Source organism: Anaerostipes sp. PC18, assembly GCF_039789045.1.
In the GTDB taxonomy this organism is placed as follows: domain Bacteria; phylum Bacillota; class Clostridia; order Lachnospirales; family Lachnospiraceae; genus Anaerostipes; species Anaerostipes hominis.
In genome coordinates, this window is record NZ_CP121164.1 from 1609183 (window position 1) to 1633036 (window position 23854).

The 23854-nt window shown below is 45.6% G+C and carries 23 protein-coding genes; 19 read left to right on the top strand and 4 right to left on the bottom strand.

Translation table 11 applies throughout. From position 1 onward, the window contains the following. Window position 1: 1 nt before the first annotated feature. Window positions 2-742 carry a DUF6198 family protein gene (locus P8F77_RS08735; protein ID WP_287518451.1) on the top strand — a complete coding sequence of 247 codons (741 nt, stop codon included), beginning with the start codon at window positions 2-4 and terminating at the stop codon, window positions 740-742. A gap of 287 nt (window positions 743-1029) precedes the next feature. Here P8F77_RS08735 and trpB read toward each other — a convergent pair whose 3' ends face one another. Both trpB and P8F77_RS08745 read right to left on the bottom strand, forming a co-directional pair. Continuing rightward, window positions 1030-2244: a tryptophan synthase subunit beta gene (gene trpB, locus P8F77_RS08740; protein ID WP_024727694.1), complete on the bottom strand. Its 1215-nt coding sequence runs from the start codon at window positions 2242-2244 to the stop codon at window positions 1030-1032. Window positions 2245-2269: 25 nt separating this feature from the next. Beyond that, window positions 2270-4165: a PfkB family carbohydrate kinase gene (locus P8F77_RS08745; RefSeq protein ID WP_024727693.1), complete on the bottom strand. Its 1896-nt coding sequence runs from the start codon at window positions 4163-4165 to the stop codon at window positions 2270-2272. 262 nt (window positions 4166-4427) lie between these two features. Between P8F77_RS08745 and P8F77_RS08750 the strand changes: the two genes are divergently transcribed. Genes P8F77_RS08750 through P8F77_RS08805 form a run of 12 tightly spaced genes read left to right on the top strand, consistent with a single transcriptional unit; the run spans window position 4428 to window position 15401 of the window. Continuing rightward, a complete protein-coding gene (locus P8F77_RS08750; protein ID WP_024727692.1) occupies window positions 4428-5051 on the top strand; it encodes a histidine kinase in 624 nt (207 codons plus the stop codon). Between the two features lie 34 nt (window positions 5052-5085). Next, window positions 5086-5877, top strand: coding sequence for an energy-coupling factor transporter transmembrane component T (locus P8F77_RS08755; RefSeq protein WP_287518450.1), 792 nt, complete (start codon window positions 5086-5088; stop codon window positions 5875-5877). A 15-nt stretch (window positions 5878-5892) separates the two neighbouring features. Beyond that, on the top strand, window positions 5893-6759 hold the full coding sequence (locus P8F77_RS08760) for an ABC transporter ATP-binding protein (RefSeq protein WP_024727690.1): 867 nt from the start codon (window positions 5893-5895) through the stop codon (window positions 6757-6759). Then, window positions 6744-7553, top strand: coding sequence for an ATP-binding cassette domain-containing protein (locus P8F77_RS08765; protein WP_148459153.1), 810 nt, complete (start codon window positions 6744-6746; stop codon window positions 7551-7553). Before P8F77_RS08760 ends, P8F77_RS08765 begins: the two co-directional genes overlap by 16 nt. A gap of 4 nt (window positions 7554-7557) precedes the next feature. Continuing rightward, window positions 7558-8259 (top strand): phosphoribosylanthranilate isomerase, encoded by a 702-nt coding sequence (locus P8F77_RS08770; protein WP_024727688.1) that lies wholly within the window; start codon window positions 7558-7560, stop codon window positions 8257-8259. After that, window positions 8252-9232, top strand: coding sequence for a sugar kinase (locus P8F77_RS08775; protein ID WP_270432554.1), 981 nt, complete (start codon window positions 8252-8254; stop codon window positions 9230-9232). Before P8F77_RS08770 ends, P8F77_RS08775 begins: the two co-directional genes overlap by 8 nt. After that, window positions 9229-10200, top strand: a complete 972-nt coding sequence (locus P8F77_RS08780; protein WP_287518449.1) for a nucleoside hydrolase — start codon at window positions 9229-9231, stop codon at window positions 10198-10200. Before P8F77_RS08775 ends, P8F77_RS08780 begins: the two co-directional genes overlap by 4 nt. Then, entirely contained in the window at window positions 10200-10865 is a 666-nt protein-coding gene (locus P8F77_RS08785; protein WP_095142882.1) for an HAD family hydrolase, read from the top strand. Before P8F77_RS08780 ends, P8F77_RS08785 begins: the two co-directional genes overlap by 1 nt. Window positions 10866-10867: 2 nt before the next feature. Then, window positions 10868-12073 (top strand): iron-containing alcohol dehydrogenase, encoded by a 1206-nt coding sequence (locus P8F77_RS08790; RefSeq protein ID WP_287518448.1) that lies wholly within the window; start codon window positions 10868-10870, stop codon window positions 12071-12073. 7 nt (window positions 12074-12080) lie between these two features. Then, window positions 12081-12980, top strand: coding sequence for a ribokinase (locus P8F77_RS08795; RefSeq protein WP_287518447.1), 900 nt, complete (start codon window positions 12081-12083; stop codon window positions 12978-12980). A gap of 18 nt (window positions 12981-12998) precedes the next feature. Next, on the top strand, window positions 12999-13922 hold the full coding sequence (gene rihC / locus P8F77_RS08800) for a ribonucleoside hydrolase RihC (protein ID WP_024727682.1): 924 nt from the start codon (window positions 12999-13001) through the stop codon (window positions 13920-13922). Between the two features lie 42 nt (window positions 13923-13964). Then, window positions 13965-15401, top strand: a complete 1437-nt coding sequence (locus P8F77_RS08805; RefSeq protein WP_287518445.1) for an MFS transporter — start codon at window positions 13965-13967, stop codon at window positions 15399-15401. 178 nt (window positions 15402-15579) lie between these two features. Here P8F77_RS08805 and P8F77_RS08810 read toward each other — a convergent pair whose 3' ends face one another. Further along, window positions 15580-16326, bottom strand: coding sequence for a DeoR/GlpR family DNA-binding transcription regulator (locus P8F77_RS08810; RefSeq protein ID WP_287518443.1), 747 nt, complete (start codon window positions 16324-16326; stop codon window positions 15580-15582). Between the two features lie 239 nt (window positions 16327-16565). Further along, the gene (locus P8F77_RS08815; RefSeq protein WP_287518441.1) at window positions 16566-17480 is read right to left on the bottom strand and encodes a glycyl-radical enzyme activating protein; all 915 of its coding nucleotides are present in this window, start codon (window positions 17478-17480) and stop codon (window positions 16566-16568) included. 181 nt (window positions 17481-17661) lie between these two features. Between P8F77_RS08815 and P8F77_RS08820 the strand changes: the two genes are divergently transcribed. The 6 genes from P8F77_RS08820 to P8F77_RS08845 all read left to right on the top strand — a co-directional run bounded on the left by P8F77_RS08820 (window position 17662) and on the right by P8F77_RS08845 (window position 23806). Further along, window positions 17662-20076: a glycyl radical protein gene (locus P8F77_RS08820; RefSeq protein ID WP_024727678.1), complete on the top strand. Its 2415-nt coding sequence runs from the start codon at window positions 17662-17664 to the stop codon at window positions 20074-20076. Between the two features lie 74 nt (window positions 20077-20150). Further along, window positions 20151-20336, top strand: a complete 186-nt coding sequence (locus P8F77_RS08825; protein ID WP_330625623.1) for a transaldolase family protein — start codon at window positions 20151-20153, stop codon at window positions 20334-20336. Between the two features lie 221 nt (window positions 20337-20557). Continuing rightward, a complete protein-coding gene (locus P8F77_RS08830; RefSeq protein WP_024727677.1) occupies window positions 20558-21535 on the top strand; it encodes a Gfo/Idh/MocA family oxidoreductase in 978 nt (325 codons plus the stop codon). 10 nt (window positions 21536-21545) lie between these two features. After that, on the top strand, window positions 21546-22010 hold the full coding sequence (locus tag P8F77_RS08835; RefSeq protein WP_270432541.1) for a heme-degrading domain-containing protein: 465 nt from the start codon (window positions 21546-21548) through the stop codon (window positions 22008-22010). 213 nt (window positions 22011-22223) lie between these two features. Then, window positions 22224-22895 carry a response regulator transcription factor gene (locus P8F77_RS08840; protein WP_287518433.1) on the top strand — a complete coding sequence of 224 codons (672 nt, stop codon included), beginning with the start codon at window positions 22224-22226 and terminating at the stop codon, window positions 22893-22895. After that, window positions 22880-23806 (top strand): HAMP domain-containing sensor histidine kinase, encoded by a 927-nt coding sequence (locus tag P8F77_RS08845; RefSeq protein WP_024727674.1) that lies wholly within the window; start codon window positions 22880-22882, stop codon window positions 23804-23806. The genes P8F77_RS08840 and P8F77_RS08845 overlap by 16 nt, the downstream gene beginning before the upstream one ends. The last annotated feature ends 48 nt before the right edge of the window (window positions 23807-23854 follow it).

Genomic DNA, 23854 nt, shown 5'->3' on the forward strand with positions numbered 1-23854 from the left:
TATGAAGAAATCATATTTGTTCAGGGGGATTTTTTATGCGGCAGGACTTTTTATACTGGCTCTGGGGATTACCCTGAATACGAAAACAGGCCTGGGAGTATCGCCGATCATATCAGTTTCATACAGTATTTCAGCTATATGGAATCTCAATTTCGGAAATATGACACTGGCTCTCTATGGGATCTTCGTGGCTGCTGAAATGCTTCTCCATACCATCAGACATAAACGGAGCATTAAGAGGGAAGGCACCGTTCTTACCCATGAAAATAAGGTCGATTTAAAGCTGCTGCTCCTTATGGACTTGCTGCAGTTTCCGCTGAGTCTGATATTTACAAGATTTTTAAATGTTTTTTCAGCGTGGATACCTGATCTTTCCTCGCTTGGTCCGGACAGCTTTGCCGGAAGTTTTTTGGGAAGGCTTATGTTCCTGGTCATTGCGGTGATTTTGACTGGAATCGGAGCGGCCATGTCTTTGAACATGCGGGTGATCCCGAATCCTGGAGATGGAATTGTACAGGCAATCGCGGACTGCGTTGGGAAAGAAACCGGACTTGTGAAGAACTGTTTTGACATATTAAACATCTCCATTACAGCCATGGCAGGCATGGTTTTTGGGGGGAAAATCATCGGTATTGGCATCGGAACGGTGGCGGCGGTGATCGGAGTCGGACGAACGATTTCAATATTCAATCATTTTGTCAGGAAAAAAATGGATAAACTGGCGGGGATGCAGGCAAAGTAATAGAAGTTTAAGGGGTAAAGTTAAGAGTTCTGTCCCTGCAGAAAGCAGGGGAATCAGTTGACTTTTCCGGAAGCAAAAGAAAAAGAAGATTATACAATAACTTACAGCAACAACACCAATACCGGAAGTGTTACTAAGACATTTTATGTTGTTCCCAAAAAACAAAGATTACCTATGCTAAGTCCAAAAAATCCAGGAAGCTGACGATATAATACAAGAAAGCAACAGGAGCGGGCGGTTTCCTGGTTTATGATTGTAGTAAATAGATTATGGATGAGCGGGAAAAATTATAAATACTTTTCTCCATATCCATAGTTTTCTACGACATAGTCGATATCCTTGTCTCCCCGGCCGCTCAGACAAACGAGAATGGAGCCTTTCTTCATTTCCTGAGCTTTCTTTGTAGCATAGGCTACCGCATGGGAACTCTCGATGGCCGGGATGATCCCTTCATAGCGGGACAGTTCAAAAAATGCTTTCATGGCAGCTTCATCGTCTGCCGTTTCATAGGAAACCCGCCCTAAATCATTCAGGAATGCGTGCTCTGGTCCGACAGAGGGATAGTCAAGTCCGCTGGCGATAGAGTAGACTGGAGCGGGCTCCCCGGCTCCGTCTTTCAGCATGATGCTTTCAAATCCGTGCATGACTCCTTTTTCTCCATAAGTCATAGAAGCGGCGTGATCGCCTGGGTTTGAGCCTCGGCCCAGCGGCTCCACGCCCACGATGTCTACCGGCTCATCGACAAAGGGAATGAACATGCCGATGGAGTTGCTTCCTCCTCCGACGCAGGCGCAGACTACATCCGGCAGCAGTCCTGTCATTTCTATGAATTGTTCTTTTGCCTCATATCCCACAACAGACTGAAAGTCACGGACCATCAGCGGGAATGGGTGAGGACCCAGGGCAGATCCGATACAGTAAATAGAATCTTTATAGTTTTTTGCGTAAGAGTCAAATGCAGAATCAACAGCTTCTTTTAAGGTCTTTAATCCGTGTGTGACCGGAACGACGTTTGCACCGAGGATTTTCATGCGGGTCACATTGGGAGCCTGCTTTGCAATATCCACTTCTCCCATATGTATCTCACATTCCAGTCCGAAAAATGCCGCCGCCGTTGCCAGAGCCACGCCGTGCTGCCCGGCTCCGGTCTCGGCGATCAGACGTTTCTTTCCCATGAATTTTGCCAGGAGGCCTTCTCCCATGCAGTGATTCAGCTTGTGGGCGCCGGTATGATTTAAATCTTCCCGTTTCAGATAGATCTGGCAGTTTCCGTACATGTTTGAGAGCCGTTCACAGTGATAGACCGGTGTGGGCCTTCCCTGGAATTCTCTGCGGATTCTCCGGAGTTCATTGATAAACTGGGATGAGTGGCAGATTGTCTGATAAGCCTCTGAGATTTCTTCAAAGGCGGGTTTTAACTCATCCGAAAGATAGGCGCCGCCGTAAGGGCCGAAGCGTCCTTCGTCATCCGGATAATTTCGTAAATATGTCTTGTAATCCATAAATTCCTCCTGTTATATCAGTTGTTTAAAGCAAAGAATCTTCCTTTTGCTTAATATATGTCTCAAGGCTGCGTTTATCTATGAGAGAAGGAACGACGCCCTCCCGTGAGATACAAAAACCTGCGGCGTAGCAGGCGATCCGGACCGCTTCCTCCATCGAACATCCATAAAGAAGATAGGAGGCCAATGCGCTGATAAAAGCGTCGCTGGCACCGGTATTGTCCACGGAAGGAAACGGGACAGCCGGGAAATGTTTTTCCAGACCGGCAGACCGGACATAGCAGCCGTTTTCTCCCAGTGTCACAATGACCGTCTCAATACCGCATTCCAGCAGGGATGCGGTTTTTTCCTGCAGAGTGGAAGGACCCGGACACAGTTCGTTCAGTTCTTCTTCATTTGGCACAAGGATATCTACCATGGAAAGCACTTCCGGAGGGATCGCTCCGCATACGGAAGGCTTCAGGATGGTCCTGGCGCCGGATTCATGTGCGGTGCGGCACGCTTCGGCAACCGTGTCCAGAGGGATTTCCGACTGGATGAGGCAGTATCCGGTATTTTTAAAGAAACGTTTTCGCTTCTTTATATCTTCGGGAGACAGAATGCTGTTTGCACCGGAGAGGATAGAAATCATGGAATGACCGCTGGATTCTACAAAAATGAATGCCTTTCCGGTTTTCTCCTGGTTGCAGCGTTTCACACCGAAGGACTCTACGCCGTACTCTTTGAGAGTTTTATAGACAGAGGCTGAATCAATATCGGACCCCACATTTCCAATCAGTGTTACCCGGTGTCCAAGCTTCGCCGCGCCGATGGACTGGTTTATGCCTTTTCCTCCCGGATAAATGAAGGACGTGGAAGTGCTCACGGTTTTTCCGCTGTGGGGAAGCTGCGGCACATTCAGGTAGGTGTCGATATTGATACTGCCCACAACGGTGATCTTGGGAACATTCAGGTTGAACGGAACACTGACGGTGGTCTGGTTGTCCAGATGAAAATCCTGGACAAAGGACTGAGGCTTATCCGTGCGCTTTTCGATCTCGGTGATCAGTTTGCCGCACAGGTAAGATCCAAAATCAGCATTCAGCATCGTGTAGGTAGAAATCTCGGAAATATTGGGAAAGGCCAGGTTTTCCATCGTATCATTCTTTAGAGATATGAGCGAAATGTCTTCCGGGACTCTGAAGCTTAATGTATTCATGAGCTGGTAAAATTCCAGCGCCTTCCGGTAATGAGATGATATGATTCCGCTGATGCTGTGGGTGTTCACCTTGTGAATCAGGGTTTCGTCCAGATCGTAAAAGATCAGGTCTTTGTCGATTTTCATGTGATTGTCGAACAGACACTTTTTATACCCGTTTAAGAAAGCGGATGTACGGCGGCCTTCTTTTAAGATACAGGCAATTTTGCGGTGCTTCCGATCAATCAATTCCTGGGTGATCCGGTAAGCGGCTTCTTCATATGGGATCATATGGGAGTGATCTCCACCGTTGGGACCGATGGTCATGAGTGGAATCTTCATATTCTGAAAATGAGTTGAATAGGAGAGACTTTCTTTTTCTACGGGCTCCCAGATAATTCCGTCTACGTTATTTTTGCAGAGGGAAGTGATATTTTTAAGTTCCTGTTCCATGTCGGAGTAACTGTTATATACGAGGGTGCTGTATCCGTTTGCCTGGGCGGTCTGAATGATTCCGTCCAGCGTGGAGTCCAAAGAAACAGAAGACCGGAGCAGGATGCCCAAAATCCATGTCTTTGCCGGGGAAGCAGTGGCAGCTGCGTAAGGAGTGTAATTATACTCTCTAACGATCTTTAAAACCCGTTCCCTTGTTTCGCTGCTGATGCTTTCATCTTTTTGGTTGACAATTTTTGAAACGGTTGAGGCAGAGACGCCTGCCAGCTGTGCGATTTCCTTTATGTTCATAAAATTCCTCCAACATTATACTACATTCCATAATAGACAAAGAAAGAATATCTGTCAATATGTCGGGGTGTGCAAAATAAACAAGGGTTCTGGCGGAAAAAACAGAAAAAGTAACATTAAGTGATAAAAATGTTGACAAACTGTGAGAGCAGTGTTAATTTTAAATAAAGAAAATGATTTCGGAAAATAGTTTCCTAGGACATCAGACGAAAGAAATCAGCTGAAACAGACATCGCCATATATGAAAAAAGGAGGATACATTATGAGTGAGAAAAAAGTCACGTTTACAGAAAGGATCAAGTCTCAATTTTCGACCAAGTCTTTGGTGCTGATTCCGATCGCGGTGGGCATTAACCTGATCGGCGGTACGCTGTGCTCCGCGTTGAAGCTGCCGCTGTTTTTGGACATGATCGGAACTGTTGTCGTTGCCTGTCTGTCCGGCGTGTGGGTCGCCGCGCTGTGCGGGCTGTTGACAAATGTATTTCTGGCTATGGCGGCGAATCCCGTATATCTGCCTTATTCCATTGTAAGTATAATGTGCGCTGTTGTGACGGGATGTATGGTGAAAGCGGGGTTTTTTAAAAAAGTCTGGGGAGCGGTTCTCACATGGCTTGCGTGTACGTTTGTCAATACGGTTTCTGCCTCGGTGATCACGATCTTTGTATACGGCGGGTCGGCAGGTGTGACAGGAACTTCTGTGCTGACGGCAACATTGATTGCGGCTACGAAAAACATTGCGGCCTCTGTATTATCCACGTCTATGATTGAAAATCTGATCGATAAGGGAATTACATTTCTCATAGCTTTTGTCATCATTCAGAAGATTCCTAAGAGATTTTTAAGCCAGTATGCGGCTGATACGGATGATGAGGAAGACGGCGATTAAATAAGAGGAAGACATTTACGTACAGGAGGCAGGGATGGCAACGATATCAAATACATTTATACCGAAAAATACGGTAATAGAACGACTGAACCCGATGACCAAAATCTTCGCAATATTTTCCCTTGGACTCGGAACTCTGATCTCTCCCGGCCCGCGGCTCGGACTGGCAGTTATCGCAGGGCTGTTTGGGGCGGCATGGCTGGCAGGGATCTTAAAGGATTTTGCAAAAATTATGTTTGGATTCGGAATACCAGTCACAGCTATGCTGCTGTTTATTCAGGGCTGTTATCACCCGGGCAATGTTACATTTATCGCGGATCTTGGATTTGCAAAAGTGGGACTGGAAGGAGTCCGCTATGCGCTGAAGATTATCAGTACACTTCTGGTTTTTCTGGGAACCTTCTATATTATGAACAAAACAACATATCCGGGGAAACTGGTAGCTGCGCTGACGGAAAGCGGGATGCCGCCCAAAGCAGGATATCTGGTGCTGGCAAGTTTAAATGTTGTCCCGCAGATGCAGAGAAGAATGTCTGTGATCCGTGAAGCACAGGAAGCCAGAGGGGTGGAGACCGGAGGGGGAATCACAGCCCGGATAAAAGCCTATATTCCGCTGCTTGGACCGGTCATCATGTCATCCCTTACGGATGCCCAGGAAAGAGGCATGACGCTGGAGACAAGAGGATTTGGAATTGCAGGGGTAAAGCCCACGGCTTATGTTGAAGTCTGCAAAACCCGGACAGACAGAGCGGTGAATATTTTCTTAACCGCATTTTTTATTGCGGCTGTGTCGGCCGCCGTTTTGACAAAACTTGATTTTATATAAAAAAGAGGAGTGCAAATGGGCAGAATCATATTAGAAGTCAAAGATTTTTCTTTTAAATACAGGCAGACAAAACAAAAGGCTCTGAAAAACATCAGCTTTCAGGTGGAAGAAGGAAATTTCTTCTGTGTTATCGGTGCCAACGGATCAGGGAAATCCACCCTGTGCAGCGCTCTGGCGGGACTCATTCCCCATTACTTTACGGGGAAAATGTCGGGCCGGGTGATCGTGGATGGGATATCGGCGGGAGAAAGCACCATTGCAGAGCTGTCCCAAAAGATTGGGTTCGTATTTCAGAATCCGTTTAACCAGCTGTCCTATACTGCAGGAACTGTCGCTGAGGAACTTGCATATGGACTTGGAAACCGGGGAGTATCCAGAAGAATGATGATGGAAAAAGTAGAGTTTGTGTCAAAACTCATGCGGATCGACCATATCCTTGACAAGAATCCTCTGGAATTATCCGGGGGACAGGTGCAGAGAGTGGCGTTCGGCTCTGCTTTTATCATGGAACCGGAGATTCTCGTTTTAGACGAATGTACGACACAGCTTGACCCGGCGGGGAGCGAAGAAATCTTTGATATTGTGAAAGAACTGAATAAAAAAGGTGTCACTGTCATCATGGCGGATCACGATATGGAACGAGTGGCACGGTGCGCGGACAAGATCCTCGTCCTTGAAAAAGGGAGAGCTGCGGCGCTGGATGAACCGAAAAAAATATTTGGAGATCCGGAAATCATGCAGCATGGAGTCGGCATACCGGATTATGTGGAAATAACAAGGGCCTTAAAAGAAAAACAGTATACAGACCGGGACATTGAGATTGCTGAGGGGCCGGCCATCGAAATGGTGAGGGAGGTGCTTGACAGATGCAAATTGAATTAAAAAATCTTCACTATTCTTATCCGTCCGGAGGTGAAGTATTAAAGGGGATAAATCTGGTCATCGGCGGGACGGAGCCAGTAGCCATCATCGGACAGAACGGAGCGGGAAAGACCACGGCTGTAAAACATTTTAACGGAATCTTAAGACCCACGTCCGGGGAAGTTCTGATCGATGGAGAGAACATTGAGACACGGTCCACTGCACAGTGGTCAAAGAAAGTCGGCTATGTATTTCAAAACCCGGATGATCAGCTGTTTCTGGAATCTGTCAGAAAAGAATTTGAATTCGGTCCCAGGCAGATCAAAATGCCGGAGAAAGAGATCAAAAGAAGAAACGAATGGGTCGCTGAGCTTGTGGGAATGTCGGAAAAACTGGATATGCATCCGTTTGACCTGACGCCGTCAGAGAAAAAATTTTGTACCATAGGCGCGGTGCTGATGATGGATCCGGATGTGCTGATTTTCGATGAGCCTACCTGCGGGCAGGATGTGCAGGGAAATCAAAGACTGCTCAGCATTATCAAGGCATTGAAAGAGAGAGGGAAGTTATGCATTACCATTTCTCATGATATGAAATTTGTAGTCAGCAGTTTTAGGCGGATCATCGTCATGTGCGGAGGGGAGGTGATACTGGACGGCAGGGCCGAAGAGGTGTTTGCCCAGACGGAGATATTAAAGAAAAGTTTTGTTGCTCCTCCTCCGGTCACGAAAGTGGCACAGGGGGCAGGGTTGAAAAAAACTGTTTTTACTACAGAAGCATTTATGGAAGCATTGGAAGACGAAAGGAAGGTATAAAGAAATGGCAGACGTGATTATTCAGATTTATGGGATCAGGACAGTGAAGGATGCAAGGATGGTTGTTGAAATGGGAGGACACCACCTGGGAGTATCCTATGGAAAGATCAAAAGGACTCCGGGGCAGCTTTCCTGTGAGCGCGCAAGAGAAATTTTTGAAGGGGTGCAGCCGGAAGCGGTGAGGATTGGTCTGACGGTATCAGAAGATATCGATGAGATCACAGAAGATCTTAAAGAAGCATTACCGGACGTTATGCACTTATCAGGAGATATTGAGGGCATCACACCGGCTCAGGTACAGGAACTCAAAGACAGATTCCCTGGCCTTAAGATCATGCAGGCGATCCCGGTTCTGGCGGGAGTACCGCTTGAGGAACAGAAAGTCATGCAGTATATCAGAGACTATGAACCGGTGTCAGATTTCTTCCTGATTGACACGAAGGCGCCGTCTGCGGGAGATATCGGTGCAACAGGCCTCACCCACGACCGTGAGATTGACAAAGCGATCATCGAAAGCACGGATGTACCATGTATCATCGCAGGCGGTCTGGATGCAGACAATGTAGCGGAAGCCATCCACATTACACACCCATATGGAGTGGACTCCTTTACTATGACAAACTATGATGACGAGCGTGCGGATACCGAACGCTGCAAAGATCCGGCTAAAGTGAAAGCGTTTATCGAGGCTGCACAGAATGCCTGAGGTGATGGTGGTCGGCGATGCCACCGTCGACATTATCGTACCTTATCCTAAGTTCCTCAATAAAGAGAGGACTTTGGTTGAATACCCGGAGCCATCTATTCAGGGAGGAGGGACTTCCGCCAACACGGCAGTGGCTTTGGCAAGACTTGGAGTCGAAACAGGTTTTGTCGGTTCCGTCGGGGAAGACCAGTATGGAAGGTATGTAAAGAATGATCTCTCAAAAGAGGGCGTGGATATCTCCGGCCTGATCATTGAGCCGGAATTAAATACGGTCGGAGTGTTTGCGTTCATCGATGAAAACGGAGAGCGGTATCTGTGGGGATGGCCGAGAGTGGATCAGGCATTTAAGACGCTGGATGCGGATAAAGTGTCATTTGAAAAGGTTCAAAAGGCGAACTGGGTCCACTCCTCAGGAATGTCGCTGGCATATGATACCTCTGCCCGCGATACAGTAATCCGGATTTTTAAGAAAGCGCATGAGGCAGGGGTTCCTACTTCTTTTGACTTAAATCTGAGGGTGGACAACGGCATCCTTGATCCGGAATACGAAAAAGCAGTGCGGCAGATCATTAAATATACAGACTATCTGCTTGGCTCCGGCACCGATGAATTTGCCTATCTTGGCAGAGAGATGGACTGGAGAGCCAATGCTGAGTCGTTTGTAAACAGGAGCCGGACCGTGATCGTGAGGAACGGCGCAGAAGGCTCCTACGGATTTACTGAGAAAGAAAAGACGGCGGCGCCTGCTTTTCCGGTAAAGGTAGAGGATACGGTCGGTGCAGGTGATGTCTACAATGCCGGATTTATCAGTGCGGTGCTGGAGGGGAAATCCCTGAAGGAATGCCTGATCACAGGGAATGCAGTATCCGGTTATGCCGTAGCAAAGAAGGGTGCGAGAACTTCCCCGGATCAAGAACAGCTGCAGCGATTTCTGGATGAGTATAGATCAAAGGATAAAGGAGAAAAAATATGAAAAAAGTGATTTTAGATTGTGACCCGGGACATGACGATGCCTTTGCCATGATGCTTGCAGTGCAGAATTTAGATGTGCTTGGCATCACTACGATCGGCGGAAACTGCACCTTGGAAAACGTGACAAAAAATGCACTGAAGGTGCTGGAAGTACTGGAGAGAACAGATATCCCTGTCTTCGCGGGACATTCCTGCCCTACAACCGTACCCCTGGTGACCGCGCCGCAGTTTCACGGTGAGACAGGACTTGACGGCCCTGTGCTTCCGGAGCCGTCCGTAAAAGCGCAGGATAAGCATGCAGTTGATTTTATTGTGGAGACAGTGATGAACACAGATGATGTGACACTGATTGCCACAGGTCCTCTGACAAATATTGCGGCAGCCATCAACCGGGAACCAAAGATCGTTGAACGGGTCAAAGAACTGAGCATTATGGGAGGCTCTGTGACCTATGGAAACTGGACTCCGGCAGCAGAATTCAACATCTATGTAGATCCGGAATCGGCATACCGGGTGTTTAACTCAGGAATGCATGTGAAAATGTCCGGAATCAATCTGACCAGACAATGCTGCCTGACCGCCGAACATGTGAAAAAGTTCCGGGAGATAGGAACGAAGGCGGCACACTTTGCGGCAGATCTGACAGAATTTTTTATTGATACCACAATAAAGAGCGCATCTCTTTCAGGGGCCAATATGCACGATGCCTGTGCAGTGGCATGGCTGATCGATCCGTCTCTTATCAAGGCGGCGGACATGCATATTGATATCGAGCTAAAGGGCGAACTGACGAGAGGAATGACTGTATGTGATTACCGGCATCTAAGAGGTGTGGAACCGGCTGTAGATCTGTGCAGAGAACCTCAGATGGATTTCAGAGGAGAAGCGCCGAATGCGGAAGCAGCCCTGGAACTGGATTTTCCGGGCTTCATGGATCTGCTGTATAAGACGCTTAAGAATTATAAGTGATGATGTACAAAACGATCTTGTGGGACTTTGACGGCACCTTAGCTTATACGGGCAAAGATGTGTGGAATTCTCTGCAATATGCTGCTAAAAAATGCGGAGGGGAGCTGCCGGAGACTTTTAGCAGTGAAGACAGCAATCTGGGGAAATCTGTAAAGGAGGTTTTTGATCAGATCGTCCCTCCTCCGGAAAGCGAAAAATATGAAGAGTTTGAATCCCTGGTGCGGGTGCACTACCGTATGTTTAATGGATATCAACATACAGAATTCTATCCCGGTATCAGAGAACTTCTTCTGAAGACCAGAGAAAAAGGAATTCTACATTATATTGTTACCATGAAACCCAAAGAAGCATTGGAACGGATCCTGTTAAAAAAGAACTGGGAAAAGCTGTTTGACGGCTGGATTTCCCCGAATTCCTTTCCGGGAAGGGAGAAGTCTAAAAGTGAGATGATTTCATATGTGATGAAGTGTTCAGGCATGAAGAAAAGTCAATACGTCTATGTCGGGGATACTTGGAGTGATATAAAGGCTGCACATGAAAATAAAATTCATTGTATCGGAGTCACATATGGAGACGGAGATACAAAAAAACTTTGTGCATACACTCCCGAACACTGTGCACACAATGTTTCTGAGATTCTAAACATTTTGAGGAAAGGAGTTTAACCATGCTTCAGGATTTCAGCATAGGGATTGGAACCCGGTTTGTATTTGGAAGAGATGCACATAACCGGATAGGAAAAGAATTAAAACAGATGGGGATCAGAAAAGTCCTGATTCATTACGGCAGCAGGAAAAGATTAAGTGACAGCGGACTCCTCGGCAGTGTCAAAGAACAGCTGCGGCTTCACGGGATTCGAATCCTGGAACTGGGCGGTGTGGTGCCGAATCCCAGACTGTCTCTTGTAAGAGAAGGTATTCATCTCGCCAGGAAAGAGAAGGTGGATATGATCCTTGCCGTCGGCGGAGGCAGTGTCATCGATTCTGCGAAAGCAATCGGGCTTGGAGCCGTGGCGGACACAGATGTGTGGGATTTTTTTACGGGAGCCGAAGTTCCCGGGAAATCTCTTCCGACAGGTGTGATCCTCACCTATCCAGCGGCGGGAAGTGAATCCAGCGAAGTAAGTGTCATCAACAATACGGAGCTTGGCATGAAACTTCTGGCAAGTCATCCGGTCATTCGTCCGGCCATTGCATTTATGAATCCGGAGCTAACTTATTCACTCCCGAAATTTCTGACTGCATGCGGGGTGACGGATATGTTCTCCCACGTGTGCGAGAGATATTTTACGCCGGATGGAGAGGTCGGAGTGATTGACAGAATGGCAGAAGGAATTCTCAAAACATTGGCCGAGATTGGACCGAAGGTTCTTGCGGAGCCGGACAATTACTCTTACCGGGCAGAGATCATGTGGATCAGTACGATCGCACATAATGATACGGTGGGGGTCGGACGGGTACAGGATTGGGCAGTCCACGAGATCGGAAATGAACTGAGTGCTCTGTATGACACTCCCCATGGAGCCACACTTTCTATTATCATGGGTTCCTGGATGAGATATGTATATAGAGAAGCACCGGAACGGTTTGCCCGCTACGCCGGGGAAGTATTCGGTGTGAAATGGAATAGGAAGAATACGCTGGAGGCCGCATACGAAGGAATCTTAAAAACAGAAGAATTTTTCCGCACAATGGGAATGCCGGTGTCGTTTGAGGAGTTTCAGGTTCCGACAGACGGGGTGGAACAGATGCTTGACCGGATTGCTTTCCACGGGGAAGATGACAGCATTGGAGGCATAAAAAGACTGAACCGGGATGACTGCCGAAAAATTTATGAGACGGCATTGAAATCCCGAAGAACAACGAGTGAGTGAGGGAATTATGAAAATACTTAATTTTGGTTCTTTGAATATTGATTATGTATATAGTGTGAACCATTTTGCAGAGAAGGGAGAGACTCTTTCTTCAGAATCACTGGAAGTTTTTCCTGGAGGAAAAGGACTGAATCAGTCCATTGCTCTTTCAAGAGCCGGAGGAGACGTTTACCATGCCGGAGTGATCGGCACGGACGGAAAATTCTTGGGAGAACTCCTCTGCGACGCCGGTGTTGATACCAGATATTTAAAGGTAAGCGAGGATGTCCGGACAGGAAATGCGGTCATTCAGAAGGACAAAAATGGAGATAACTGCATCATATTGTACGGCGGTGCAAATCAGGCGGTGACAAGAGAGACGGCGGATCAGGTACTGAAAAATTTTGATGAAGGCGACTGTCTGGTCCTCCAAAATGAGATCAGTGAGATTCCATATATTGTAGAAAAAGCGAGAGAAAGAGGAATGCAGATCGTCCTGAACCCATCTCCGATGAATGAAAAAATATTCGAGATAAACTTGGACCATATCGACTGTTTTATACTGAATGAAGTAGAGGCGAGGGTCCTTGTCCGGGCTGCACGGGATGCCGGCAAAGAAATATTATTGAAGCGGCTGAGAAAACAATTCCCGCACGCGGAGATCATTCTGACACTGGGAGAGAAAGGCTCTGTGTATGCCGGAACCGAGGGGACGGCAGTGCAGAAAGCCTATAAAGTGAAGGCAGTAGATACCACAGCGGCAGGAGATACATTTACGGGTTATTTCATGTCCTGCATATTACAGGGGAAATCAGTGAAAGAATCACTTGATATGGCCGCAAAAGCGTCTGCAATGGCAGTGGCTGTAAAAGGTGCGGCTCCGTCGATCCCAAAAAGGGATGAGGCAGAGAGGTTTGCGGAAGAATAAACATATTAGGAGGAAACCATGAAACCGAGAATAGTAATCATTGACACAGACCCCGGGATTGATGATGCGGCAGCGATTGCTGTCATGCTGTCCGAGCCGTCTGTGGATGTAAGACTCATCGCCAGTGTATCAGGAAATGTCGGCATCGAGCATACGACAAATAATGCTTTAAAACTTCTTACATTCCTTAAAAAAGATGTTCCAGTGGCAAAAGGTGCGGCGGCTCCGCTTTTGAGGGATAACCGTTTTGCAACGAATGCCCATGGACAATCAGGAATGGGCGGATTTGAATTCCCTGAACCTAAGAAAGAACTTTTATTAGAAGAGAATGCAGTTCTGAGTGAATACCGCATACTGAAAGAAGCCGGGGAGAAGGTGACAATCCTTACTCTTGGGCCGCTGACAAACATTGCGCTGCTGATTCAGACATTTCCGGAAGTGAAAGAAAAAATTGAGGAAATTATTATGATGGGAGGTTCCACCGAGAGAGGAAACATTGGAATCTATGGAGAGTTTAATGTGACCATTGATCCGGAGGCGGCAAAGATCGTATTCCGCTCCGGGATTCCGATCACAATGGTAGGCCTGGATATCGGAAGAAAAGCAAGGCTGACCGCGGAAGATCTCGAGGAGCTTGAAAAGAGCGGGGAGGCAGGAACCATGATCAGCTCTCTGTTTCGTTCCTATGACGGCGGACATGTGGAAGAGGGAGTCAAGATGTACGATCCTTCCGCAGCCATGTATCTCATGGAGCCGGAGCTTTTTGAGACAAAAGAAGCGTTTGTTGATGTAGAGATCTCCAGTCCACTTACGATCGGCGCTACTGTCGTGGACTATGACGGTACATTGAGTGAGACAAAAAATGCGGCTGTGTGCGTTGACGTCGATGTGGAGTGTTTCCGCAGACGCTATGTGGAGCGGGCTGCAAATATCAAATGTTAAGAAACAATATGAAAAAGACAGTTGAAAGGTATGGTATGAAAAATGTCTAATACGAATTTGAAAACAACAGGTATTCCGGTACCGGCAGAAGGAACCCCGGAATTTGAAAAAATGAACCGAATGGCAAAACGAGCGATTCCGCTGGTGCTGATCATCTTTATTTTCGGCATTCTTGAACAGCAGGCATTCGGAATGATCTTTGTAAATATCGGACAGCAGCTGGGAACACCGGAACTGGCATCTCTCATTACATCTCTTCCGGGAATCGCACTCGGTATCGTCTGTGTAATCTATGGATCTCTGGGTGACTTTGTGTCTCTGAAAAAAATGACACTTTTAGGGACGATTGTGTTTGCCGCCGGCTCTGCCATTGGATTTTTATTAGGACCTGTGAGTATCTGGGCGGTTGTAGCCGCGCGTATGCTACAGTCCATAGGAGGACAGGTGGCAGGCTCTGTGTTCTTAGTCCTTGTGTCCAAATATATTTCTCAGAAAGAACGCGTCGTCTACTATGGTATTTTTGTAGCGGTATTCAGATTCTCAGCGGCCCTTGGTGTAGTTGCGGCCGGATATGTGACAAAAATAGACTGGAGATGGATGTTTGCGATTCCGATGATCTCCATAGTATTTCTTCCGGCACTTTCAAAGAACCTTCCGGATGAACACGCAAAAGGCGCTAAGATCGACGGCTGGGGCTTTACTCTGATCGGAGCTTTCGCAGGGGCCGTCACAATGTTCTTTACAGATATGAATATGCTCTGGACTGCCGCAACAGTTGTGACTCTGGTAGCGTTCATTGTGTACATCAATAAAGCCGAAGACCCGATCATCACTCCTGCCTTTTTGAAAAATCCGGCATTTGTGGCGACGATGGTTGTCATCTTCGTAGGTTACTTTTTCAGCTATACACTGAATGCCGGTGTGAATGCCATCGGACTTGAAGTATTCGGCATTGATTCTGCTCAGGTTTCCAACCTGCTCGTCTGGTCCATCCTCCTTGCAGCAGTGCTTGGATTCGTGTGCGGACCGGTCATCAAAAAGATCGGACGTTCCGCGGGAATCATCATGGCTCTCTCTGCTATGGGACTCGGTCTGATCGCCATTGCATTTGCGATTCCATACGGTAAGGTTGCAGCTCTGGCGGCAGCACCGTGTATCTATTATTTCGGAACATCTTTCTTCTACTCACCGATCGTAGATACCGCGACACTTACGGTATCACCGGAAGAGTCAGGACGTGTGCTGGGGATCAACGATCTTGTCCAGGCGATCACAGGGTCTGTCGGTGTGGCGGTTTTCGGACAGCTCATGTCAAAAGGCGCTATGTCAGGCGGAAGTATTACAGGGGTTGAGGCCGGCGCTGCCTCCACATATGCAAATGTGTTCCTTGTAGGCGGTGTTATCGTGCTTGCTGCTTTGGTGATCTTCATTGTGACGAAGAAGATGATCTACAGCCGTTCAAGAAAAGATGATGAATAAATTTAATAAGTAAGAAAAACAGAATGGAAAATATCAAAAGACAAGGATATTTTTCATTCTGTTTATTTGGGTTTTTACTACTATGTATCTCTATAACCAAAGAAATGATACAACGATAGTTTTTTATCACTATTGGAGGAACGCATTTCAAAGCGTGACGGAAATAGTGATAAAAAACTCATGAGATCCTGACTTTGATTCCTTTGCTTTCCAGTTCTGACTTGGAAGCTTCAGAAATTTGATCATCGGTAATAACTGTTTTGACCTGTTCCTTTAGATTTAGGGGAACGATTCCGTGTTTGGAAAACTTATCACTTTCTGTTAACACGATAACTTCTCCTGCCTGTGCGGCCATATCCCGCACAGCTTGTGCACGCATCTGATCCCGATTTGTAAAGCCCACATTGGGGGCATATCCGTCTGTTCCGATAAAAAACAGATCTACAAGAAAGTTTTCTACGCAGGGACGGATCATCGGACCTACCATGACTTGGGAATCCTGCTGATAGGTGCCGCCCAGAAGAATAATCTGAAAATTTGATTTCCCACGGATATGCTCTGCGATAAAAGCACTGTTAGTAATAATTGTCAGATCTCTTTTGGACGAAGCCAGTTCATCAGCTAAAAGAGCACAGCAGCTTCCGCTTTCGATCATAACCGTATCGCCATCGCAGACAAGTTCAGCAGCCTTTTTTGCGATTTTCCGTTTCGCCTCATAATGATAGGCGATTCTCCCATTAATATCATCTGTGCTGCATAAGAGCGCAAATCCGTGTTCACGTTTTATGATTCCTTTGCGTTCCAGTTCATCTAAGTCTTTTCTGACAGTAACCTGTGAAACACCAAGTTTTTCGGAAAGAAGTGATACTTCGATTTTGTTCTTCTGGGTAAGCAGTTCCAATATCTTATTTGTTCTGTTTTTCATATGATGACTCCGTTCGTATCGTATACTGAAAATTTATACCCAAAGGGCATCCCGTGTTTCATACCCTTCGGGTGGACGTGCTTCGCACGATAAGGTATACCCAAAGGGCATCCCGTGTTTTATACCCTTCGGGTGGACGTGCTTCGCACGATAAGGTATGATATTTTATATTGCTTTTTAGTATACCACAAAAAATTATATTTCAATAGAGTAGAGTTACGAATGAAAGAAATTTATGTTTAAAAAAACGCATCAATGCCGCAATTAATAAATATCTGAAGATAATCCTGTAAATCTTCCCTGTGAATAGACGGTACATTCTGGTAATCATATGTCTGATCCAATAAGCTGTATTTGTTTTCGCCAAATTGGTGGAAAGGAAGGAGCTGACATTTTTTGGCCCCTGCTTCCTGCAAGGCGTTTGCTAATCCGGCGGCATCTTCCGGGGAATTATTAAATCCTGGGATGACAGGTATTCTGGGCAGCACTTCTTTTTCCATTTTAATGGCGCGCTTCATATTGGAAACAGGAAGATCGTTGCCAACACCGGTACCCTCTATATGTTTTGCGGAATTCCAGTGTTTCATATCGAACAGTATATAATCAAGATTTTCTATAACACGGTTAAAGATCTCCGGATCAGCAAATCCTGTTGTCTCGCAGCAGGTATGCAGTCCCTTTTCTTTAGAAGCAAGCAGCAATTCTTCGGCAAAGTCGGGCTGAGAAAGAAATTCACCTCCGGACAGTGTAATACCGCCGCTGCTTTCTTCATAAAAAACTTTATCCTGCATGACCACATCCATGACATCCTGTACGGTTTTTATATCTCCTTCCAATTCTAAAGCTTTCCCCGGACACTCAAGTACACACTGCCTGCATCCGGTACACTTGGCTGCATTTATATGGATATGATCATGCTTCAAAGAAATTGCCTGAGCAGGGCATATATCCATACAGTGATGACATCTGGCGCATTTTTTTTGATCCCATAATACCTGCATTTTAGCCAGCTGGCTTTCAGGGTTAGAGCACCAGCGGCAGCGCATGGGACATCCTTTAAAAAACACAACCGTACGGATGCCGGGGCCGTCATTGACGCTGAACTTTTGAATATTAAAGATAACACCGGTTTTTGTATAATCTGCTTTTTTCATGATAATCTCCTTTACTGATAAGATCATATCATATTTGTTTCAAATTGAAAATGAAAAATTTCAAATGAAATGTAAAAGGATTTTATACTAAAATCATCTTGACTTTTTGCCGGAAAAGAGTTAGAGTTAAATTACAAATAAAACAAATAATAATTACGAGTGAAATTAAAAGGAGAAGCTTATGGAAAACAAAGCGCATTTTGGATCATTAACAGACAGAATGAGAACTTTCCGTGAAGAAGTCTTGGATGAAAAACCTTACATTGATGCTGAGAGGGCATTACTGGCGACTCAGGCTTATAAAGAGAATCAGAATCAGCCGCGTGTTATGGTAAGAGCACTTATGTTGAAGAAGATTTTGGAAGGTATGACGATTTACATTGAAGACAAATCTCTGATTGCCGGCAATCAGGCGACCAAGAATACAAATGCTCCGATTTTTCCGGAATATACGATGGAATTCGTCCTGAACGAATTGGATCTCTTTGAAAAGAGAGATGGAGATGTTTTCTATATAACAGAGGAGACAAAACAACAGCTCCGTGAGATTGCTCCATTCTGGGAGAATAATAATCTCCGTGCAAGAGGTGAGGCGCTTCTTCCTGATGAAGTCAGTGTTTTTATGGAGACCGGTGTTTTCGGTATGGAAGGAAAACTAAATGCAGGAGATGCCCATCTGGCAGTTAATTATGGCAGACTTCTGTCTGAGGGATTGAAAGGATATGAAGAAAGAACAAAGGCTCTCAAAGATGCTCTTGACTTCACTGATCCGGAGAGTGTTGATAAAAATGAATTTTACAAGTCTGTCTTGATTGTGATTGAGGCGGTTCATCATTTTGCACTGCGTTACAGCAGGCTGGCAAAAGAATTAGCTGATAAAGAGAAGGATCCGAAGAGAAAAGCTGAGTTGGAAGAGATGTGCAGAATTTGTTCCAGAGTTCCATATGAGCCGGCATCCTCTTTCAAAGAGGCCGTACAGTCTGTCTGGTTTATCCAGCTGATCCTGCAGATCGAGTCAAACGGACATTCCTTAAGTTACGGAAGGTTTGACCAGTATATGTATCCGTATTATAGGAAAGATATTCAGGACGGAACGATGGCAGAGGAAGAGGCGGAAGAACTCCTTACCTGCCTGTGGATCAAGACACTGACCATCAACAAAATAAGATCCCAGGCGCATACCTTAAGTTCAGCCGGTTCCCCTATGTATCAGAATGTTACGATCGGCGGACAGACACCGGATAAGAAAGATGCAGTGAATGAATTAAGTTTTGCAGTACTTAAGTCTGTTGCACAGACAAGGCTTACCCAGCCCAATTTGACGGTACGATATCATCAAAATATCAACGAGCAGTTCTTTGACGAATGCATCGAAGTTATGAAACTGGGATTCGGAATGCCGGCACTTAACAATGACGAGATTATTATACCTTCTTTTATCAACTGGGGTGTCAAAGAAGAGGACGCTTATAACTACAGCGCCATTGGATGTGTAGAGACCGCAGTTCCCGGCAAGTGGGGATACCGCTGTACTGGAATGTCTTATATTAATTTCCCGAGAGTTTTGCTTTGCGCTATGAACAATGGCGTGGATCTGACAAGTGGAAAGAGATTTACAAAAGGCTATGGCTATTTTAAGGATATGGACTCCTACGAGGATCTGCTGGCAGCATGGGACAAAACGGTGAGAGAAATGACACGTTATAGTGTTATCGTAGAGAATGTCATTGATAAAGCTTCAGAAAGAGATGTCCCGGATATTCTTTGCTCTGCGCTTACAGATGACTGTATCGGAAGAGGAAAGACCATCAAAGAAGGCGGAGCTGTTTATGATTTTATTTCCGGTCTTCAGGTTGGAATTGCCAATATGGCAGATTCTCTGGCTGCCATTAAGCAGCTTGTTTACGAAGAAAAGAAGATCACAAAAGAACAGCTTTGGAATGCAATCCTTGATGATTTTCAGTCTCCGGAGAATCAGAAGATCCAGGAGATGCTGGTCAATGATGTACCGAAGTACGGCAATGATAATGACTATGTAGATCAGCTGGTCATTGAAGCATATGATTCTTATTTAGATGAAATCAAGAAATATCCAAATACCCGTTACCAGCGAGGGCCGATCGGGGGAATTCGTTATGGCGGTACGTCTTCCATCAGTGCCAATGTGGGCCAGGGTATGGGAACCAAAGCAACACCGGATGGAAGAAATGCATTTGAACCTTTGGCCGAAGGCTGCAGCCCTGCACATAATGCGGATAAGAATGGTCCTACAGCAGTGTTTAAGACTGTCTCTAAACTTCCTACTGAAAAGATTACCGGAGGTGTTTTATTAAATCAAAAGATGACGCCTCAAATGCTTTCTACTGAGGAAAACAAGCAGAAGCTGGAAATGCTTATCCGCACATTTTTCAACAGACTGCACGGATATCATGTACAGTATAATATTGTGTCAAAAGAAACTTTGCTTGATGCGCAAGAACATCCGGAAGACCATAAAGATCTGATTGTCCGTGTGGCCGGATACAGTGCATTCTTTAATGTACTTTCTAAAAAGACACAGGATGATATTATTGAAAGAACAGAGCAGACACTGTAATTGAAAGGAAGAATTACCATGAAATTAATGATTGATGATGCGAATATCGAACAAAAATTTACGAATATTATCCGATGGATGGCGTGACTACGAATCCATCCATTCTGGCTAAAAGCAAAAGAAGTCCTTATGATGTACTCAAAGAACTCGCAATGCAGGAATTAAAGAAAGAGGGAATTAAACTGACAGCAACCGCAGTTTATACACCGATGCAGGCGTTCCTTGCAGCAAAGAGCGGAGCATCCTACGCAGCTCCTTAAATTAACCGGATTGATAACATGGGATATAACGGTATTCAGGCTGCAAAAAAATCCATGATATTTTCAGAAACCTTTGTGAGATGCTTCCAGATAAGCCTTTCTGCCTATAGTTGTTCTATTCAAAGTGAAAACAAAAGGCGGCAGGTTGACAAAAAAGATTCAACACAATAAAATAATAGTAAACAATATAAAATAATAGCCACACGGAAGGATGAGATCATATGGTCAGATTTGCAGTAATCGGAACAAATTTTATAACAGACAATTTCATGGATGCGGGGAGCCAATGTGAGGGCTTTAAGGTCCAGGCAGTGTACTCAAGGAGCATGGAAAAGGCAAAAGAGTATGCAGGAAAATATGGGATCGAAGATTGCTATGATTCTCTTGATGCTCTGGCGGCTGCAGAAAACATTGATGCAGTTTATGTGGCATCTCCTAATGCACTCCATGCAGGACAGAGTATAAAGATGCTGAAAGCCGGCAAGCATGTCCTGTGTGAAAAGACCATTGCTTCCAATTCCGGCGAATTAGAGCATATGATCAAGGCTGCAAAAGAACATCAGGTCATCGTTATGGAGGGCATGCGTTCCGTATTTGATCCCGGCTTTGCGGCGATTCGGGAAAACCTGCCAAAGCTCGGAAAAATCCGCAGAGCAACATTCCAGTACTGTCAGTATTCCAGGAGGTATGACAATTTTAAAAAGGGGATCATAGAGAATGCCTTCAAGCCTGAGCTTTCCAACGGTGCTTTGATGGATATCGGCGTCTACTGTGTGCATCCGATGGTGAAACTGTTCGGACTCCCCAATGAGATCTCGGCTCACTGCCTGAAACTTTCCAATGGAGTTGACGCCTCCGGTACGATTGTGGCCATGTATGATGAAATGCAGGCGGAGCTTATGTACTCTAAGATTACAAATTCCGCACTTCCAAGCCAGATCCAGGGGGAAGAGGCCTCCATGATCATAAAGGAAATTCCGGATACGACAACAATCGAGATTGTGTACCGCAGCGGAGAAAGAGAAGAGATCAAAATAGACAAAAAGACCAACAACATGTATTATGAGATAGAAGAATTCATTCGGCTGGCAGAAGCAAAAGAAAGTGCTGAGATACATAATCAATACTCTATATTGGAGTTGAAGGTCATGGATGAAGCGAGAAAACAGATGGGAATCGTGTTCCCGGCAGACCAATAGGGAGGAAGTTATGGAAGATATTAAAACATTAATTGATCAGATTAACGAGGAGCAGAAAGAGCTTGTCCTGAAATCGTTCACAAACGAAGAAGCCTGTGCACTGGGTATTGAGATGTACCAGAAAGCTTTGAGAGAGAACAAACCTATTGTAATATCCATTACAAAGAACAGAAAGCAGATTTTTTATGCGGCACTGGAGGGCACGTCCAAGAACAACGAAGACTGGGTCCGCAGAAAAGAAAACACGGTTTATGATTTTGAAAAAAGTTCTTACGAGATGAAACTGTCTATGGACCTCAAACAGGATGACCTGTGGAATCGGTATGGTCTGGAAAAAGGCGATTACGCTCAGGCAGGGGGAAGCATTCCGGTCTTCGTTTCCGGGACAGGCATGATCGGAACCGTGACCGTATCCGGAATGGCTCAAAGTGAAGATCACGCCTTTGTAGCAGAGGCATTAAAAACGCTGAAGTAAAAGCTGTTATTTCTATAATAAAGAATAAATTCAGTAAAATCAAAGTAGGGGACTGCTGTGGCATGACGGAGAAATCGGTTATGTACAGCAGTTCCTTTGTTATTTTTTTAAGATCACAATATCGTGATAATCACCGGATTGAAGGCCTTTTGGCTTAATTGTATGATAAAATAGAAGCTGAACACAGATGAAAATACGGGAAGAAGGTGCAAAATGCAGAAGATATTGATCGTGGAAGACGACCGGGAACTGAACCGGACGATCTGCTATACGCTGAAAAAAGAGGGGTATGACATATATTCAGCGTATTCGGTTCGTGAGGCAAAAGCCGTATATCGAAAAGAAAAAATGGGACTGATTTTATTGGATGTCAATCTGCCGGACGGAGAGGGATTTTCTCTTTGCAGATGGATGAAAGGACAGAGTGAAGTCCCGGTTTTGTTCCTGACAGCGAGAGATCTGGAGGAGGATGCCCTGGAGGGCTATGGTTCCGGGGCGGAGGATTACATTACGAAGCCGTTTTCTATCAAGATCTTAAAAGAAAAAATCCGCGTGGTTTTAAAAAGAGAAAAGGCCGGCAGACAGAATTTCTTTGACGATGGATTTTTAAAGATTGATTTTGAGAGGGCAAAGGTAGAGGCAGGCGGAAAAGAATGTACAGTTACCCCTACGGAATTCCGGCTGCTTCGCCAGTTTGTCCTGAACAAAGGACAGCTTCTGACCTATGCTGTATTACTTGAGCGCATTTGGGACAATGGAGGATGCTTCGTGGATAAGCATACTCTGGCAGTGAATGTAAATCGTCTGAGAAAAAAGATCGAGGACGGAGAGCATCAATATATTTCTAATATTTATGGGATGGGATATCAATGGCTGGAATCATGACAGCAGCGGCATGCTGCCTTTTTTTCGTATCGGTTTCTATGGGAATAAAAATGTGGAAGTTAAAACGGGATATTTCCTCATTTACCGACCGCCTGCTCCGATGTCTGAACGATATGACCTGCGGCAGGGAACTGGAAAGATTAAATGAAGAAGGAGATACTTTGTGGGATAAAGTATACGAAAAGCTTCAGAAGCTGGAGCGCATCTGGAAGCGGGAAAGCGCGGAAAATCTGGAAGAGAAGAAAAAAATCAAAAGCCTGATCTCAGATATTTCCCATCAGACGAAAACCCCTATTGCAAATATCAAGCTCTATGAGGAGGTTTTACTGGATGAAGGACTGGGCACGGCAGAGGCAGGGGAATTTCTTCAAAAGGTAAGGATTCAGACCGAAAAGCTGGATTTTCTTCTGCAGAGCATGGTGAAAATGTCCCGTCTGGAAACAGGAGTTATAGAAGTCTGCTGTATGAAATTACCCTTGTGCGGGACCCTTCTCAGAGCGGTAGCGGCAATCGTGCCGAAAGCCGAGAAAAAGCAGATACGCCTGTCTGTGGACTGCGATGAGGATATAGTGGTAAATCATGATACAAAGTGGACTGAGGAGGCTGTTTTTAACCTTCTTGACAATGCGGTAAAGTATACCGGCAGGGGAGGAAGTGTCGGGATCTTGGTGTCTGTCCAGGAGATATTTACGAAGATCAGTATCAGAGATTCAGGAAAAGGGATCGCCCTGGAGCGTCAGGCAGAGATCTTCACAAGGTTTTACCGGGAACCGGAAGTATATGATCAGGAGGGGATCGGTGTGGGACTTTATCTGGCGAGAAAGATCATAGCACTGCAGGACGGCTATATCCAGGTCTGTTCTGAGATTAGAAAAGGATCTGATTTTCAGATTTACCTGCCCAACGGGTGACAGAAGGAAAGTCACAGTACTGTGAAATTTTATGCCTGTGAAAGGTTT

Coding starts and splice junctions, on each gene's coding strand:
- P8F77_RS08775 (WP_270432554.1), top strand. CDS start 8,252: ATGCCTGAGGTGATGGTGGTCGGCGATGCCACCGTCGACATTATCGTA.
- P8F77_RS08830 (WP_024727677.1), top strand. CDS start 20,558: ATGGTCAGATTTGCAGTAATCGGAACAAATTTTATAACAGACAATTTC.
- P8F77_RS08805 (WP_287518445.1), top strand. CDS start 13,965: ATGTCTAATACGAATTTGAAAACAACAGGTATTCCGGTACCGGCAGAA.
- P8F77_RS08770 (WP_024727688.1), top strand. CDS start 7,558: ATGGCAGACGTGATTATTCAGATTTATGGGATCAGGACAGTGAAGGAT.
- P8F77_RS08750 (WP_024727692.1), top strand. CDS start 4,428: ATGAGTGAGAAAAAAGTCACGTTTACAGAAAGGATCAAGTCTCAATTT.
- rihC (WP_024727682.1), top strand. CDS start 12,999: ATGAAACCGAGAATAGTAATCATTGACACAGACCCCGGGATTGATGAT.
- P8F77_RS08815 (WP_287518441.1), bottom strand. CDS start 17,480: ATGAAAAAAGCAGATTATACAAAAACCGGTGTTATCTTTAATATTCAA.
- P8F77_RS08790 (WP_287518448.1), top strand. CDS start 10,868: ATGCTTCAGGATTTCAGCATAGGGATTGGAACCCGGTTTGTATTTGGA.
- P8F77_RS08825 (WP_330625623.1), top strand. CDS start 20,151: ATGGATGGCGTGACTACGAATCCATCCATTCTGGCTAAAAGCAAAAGA.
- P8F77_RS08835 (WP_270432541.1), top strand. CDS start 21,546: ATGGAAGATATTAAAACATTAATTGATCAGATTAACGAGGAGCAGAAA.
- P8F77_RS08745 (WP_024727693.1), bottom strand. CDS start 4,165: ATGAACATAAAGGAAATCGCACAGCTGGCAGGCGTCTCTGCCTCAACC.
- P8F77_RS08840 (WP_287518433.1), top strand. CDS start 22,224: ATGCAGAAGATATTGATCGTGGAAGACGACCGGGAACTGAACCGGACG.
- P8F77_RS08760 (WP_024727690.1), top strand. CDS start 5,893: ATGGGCAGAATCATATTAGAAGTCAAAGATTTTTCTTTTAAATACAGG.
- P8F77_RS08755 (WP_287518450.1), top strand. CDS start 5,086: ATGGCAACGATATCAAATACATTTATACCGAAAAATACGGTAATAGAA.
- P8F77_RS08845 (WP_024727674.1), top strand. CDS start 22,880: ATGGCTGGAATCATGACAGCAGCGGCATGCTGCCTTTTTTTCGTATCG.
- P8F77_RS08795 (WP_287518447.1), top strand. CDS start 12,081: ATGAAAATACTTAATTTTGGTTCTTTGAATATTGATTATGTATATAGT.
- P8F77_RS08810 (WP_287518443.1), bottom strand. CDS start 16,326: ATGAAAAACAGAACAAATAAGATATTGGAACTGCTTACCCAGAAGAAC.
- trpB (WP_024727694.1), bottom strand. CDS start 2,244: ATGGATTACAAGACATATTTACGAAATTATCCGGATGACGAAGGACGC.
- P8F77_RS08765 (WP_148459153.1), top strand. CDS start 6,744: ATGCAAATTGAATTAAAAAATCTTCACTATTCTTATCCGTCCGGAGGT.
- P8F77_RS08780 (WP_287518449.1), top strand. CDS start 9,229: ATGAAAAAAGTGATTTTAGATTGTGACCCGGGACATGACGATGCCTTT.
- P8F77_RS08820 (WP_024727678.1), top strand. CDS start 17,662: ATGGAAAACAAAGCGCATTTTGGATCATTAACAGACAGAATGAGAACT.
- P8F77_RS08785 (WP_095142882.1), top strand. CDS start 10,200: ATGATGTACAAAACGATCTTGTGGGACTTTGACGGCACCTTAGCTTAT.
- P8F77_RS08735 (WP_287518451.1), top strand. CDS start 2: ATGAAGAAATCATATTTGTTCAGGGGGATTTTTTATGCGGCAGGACTT.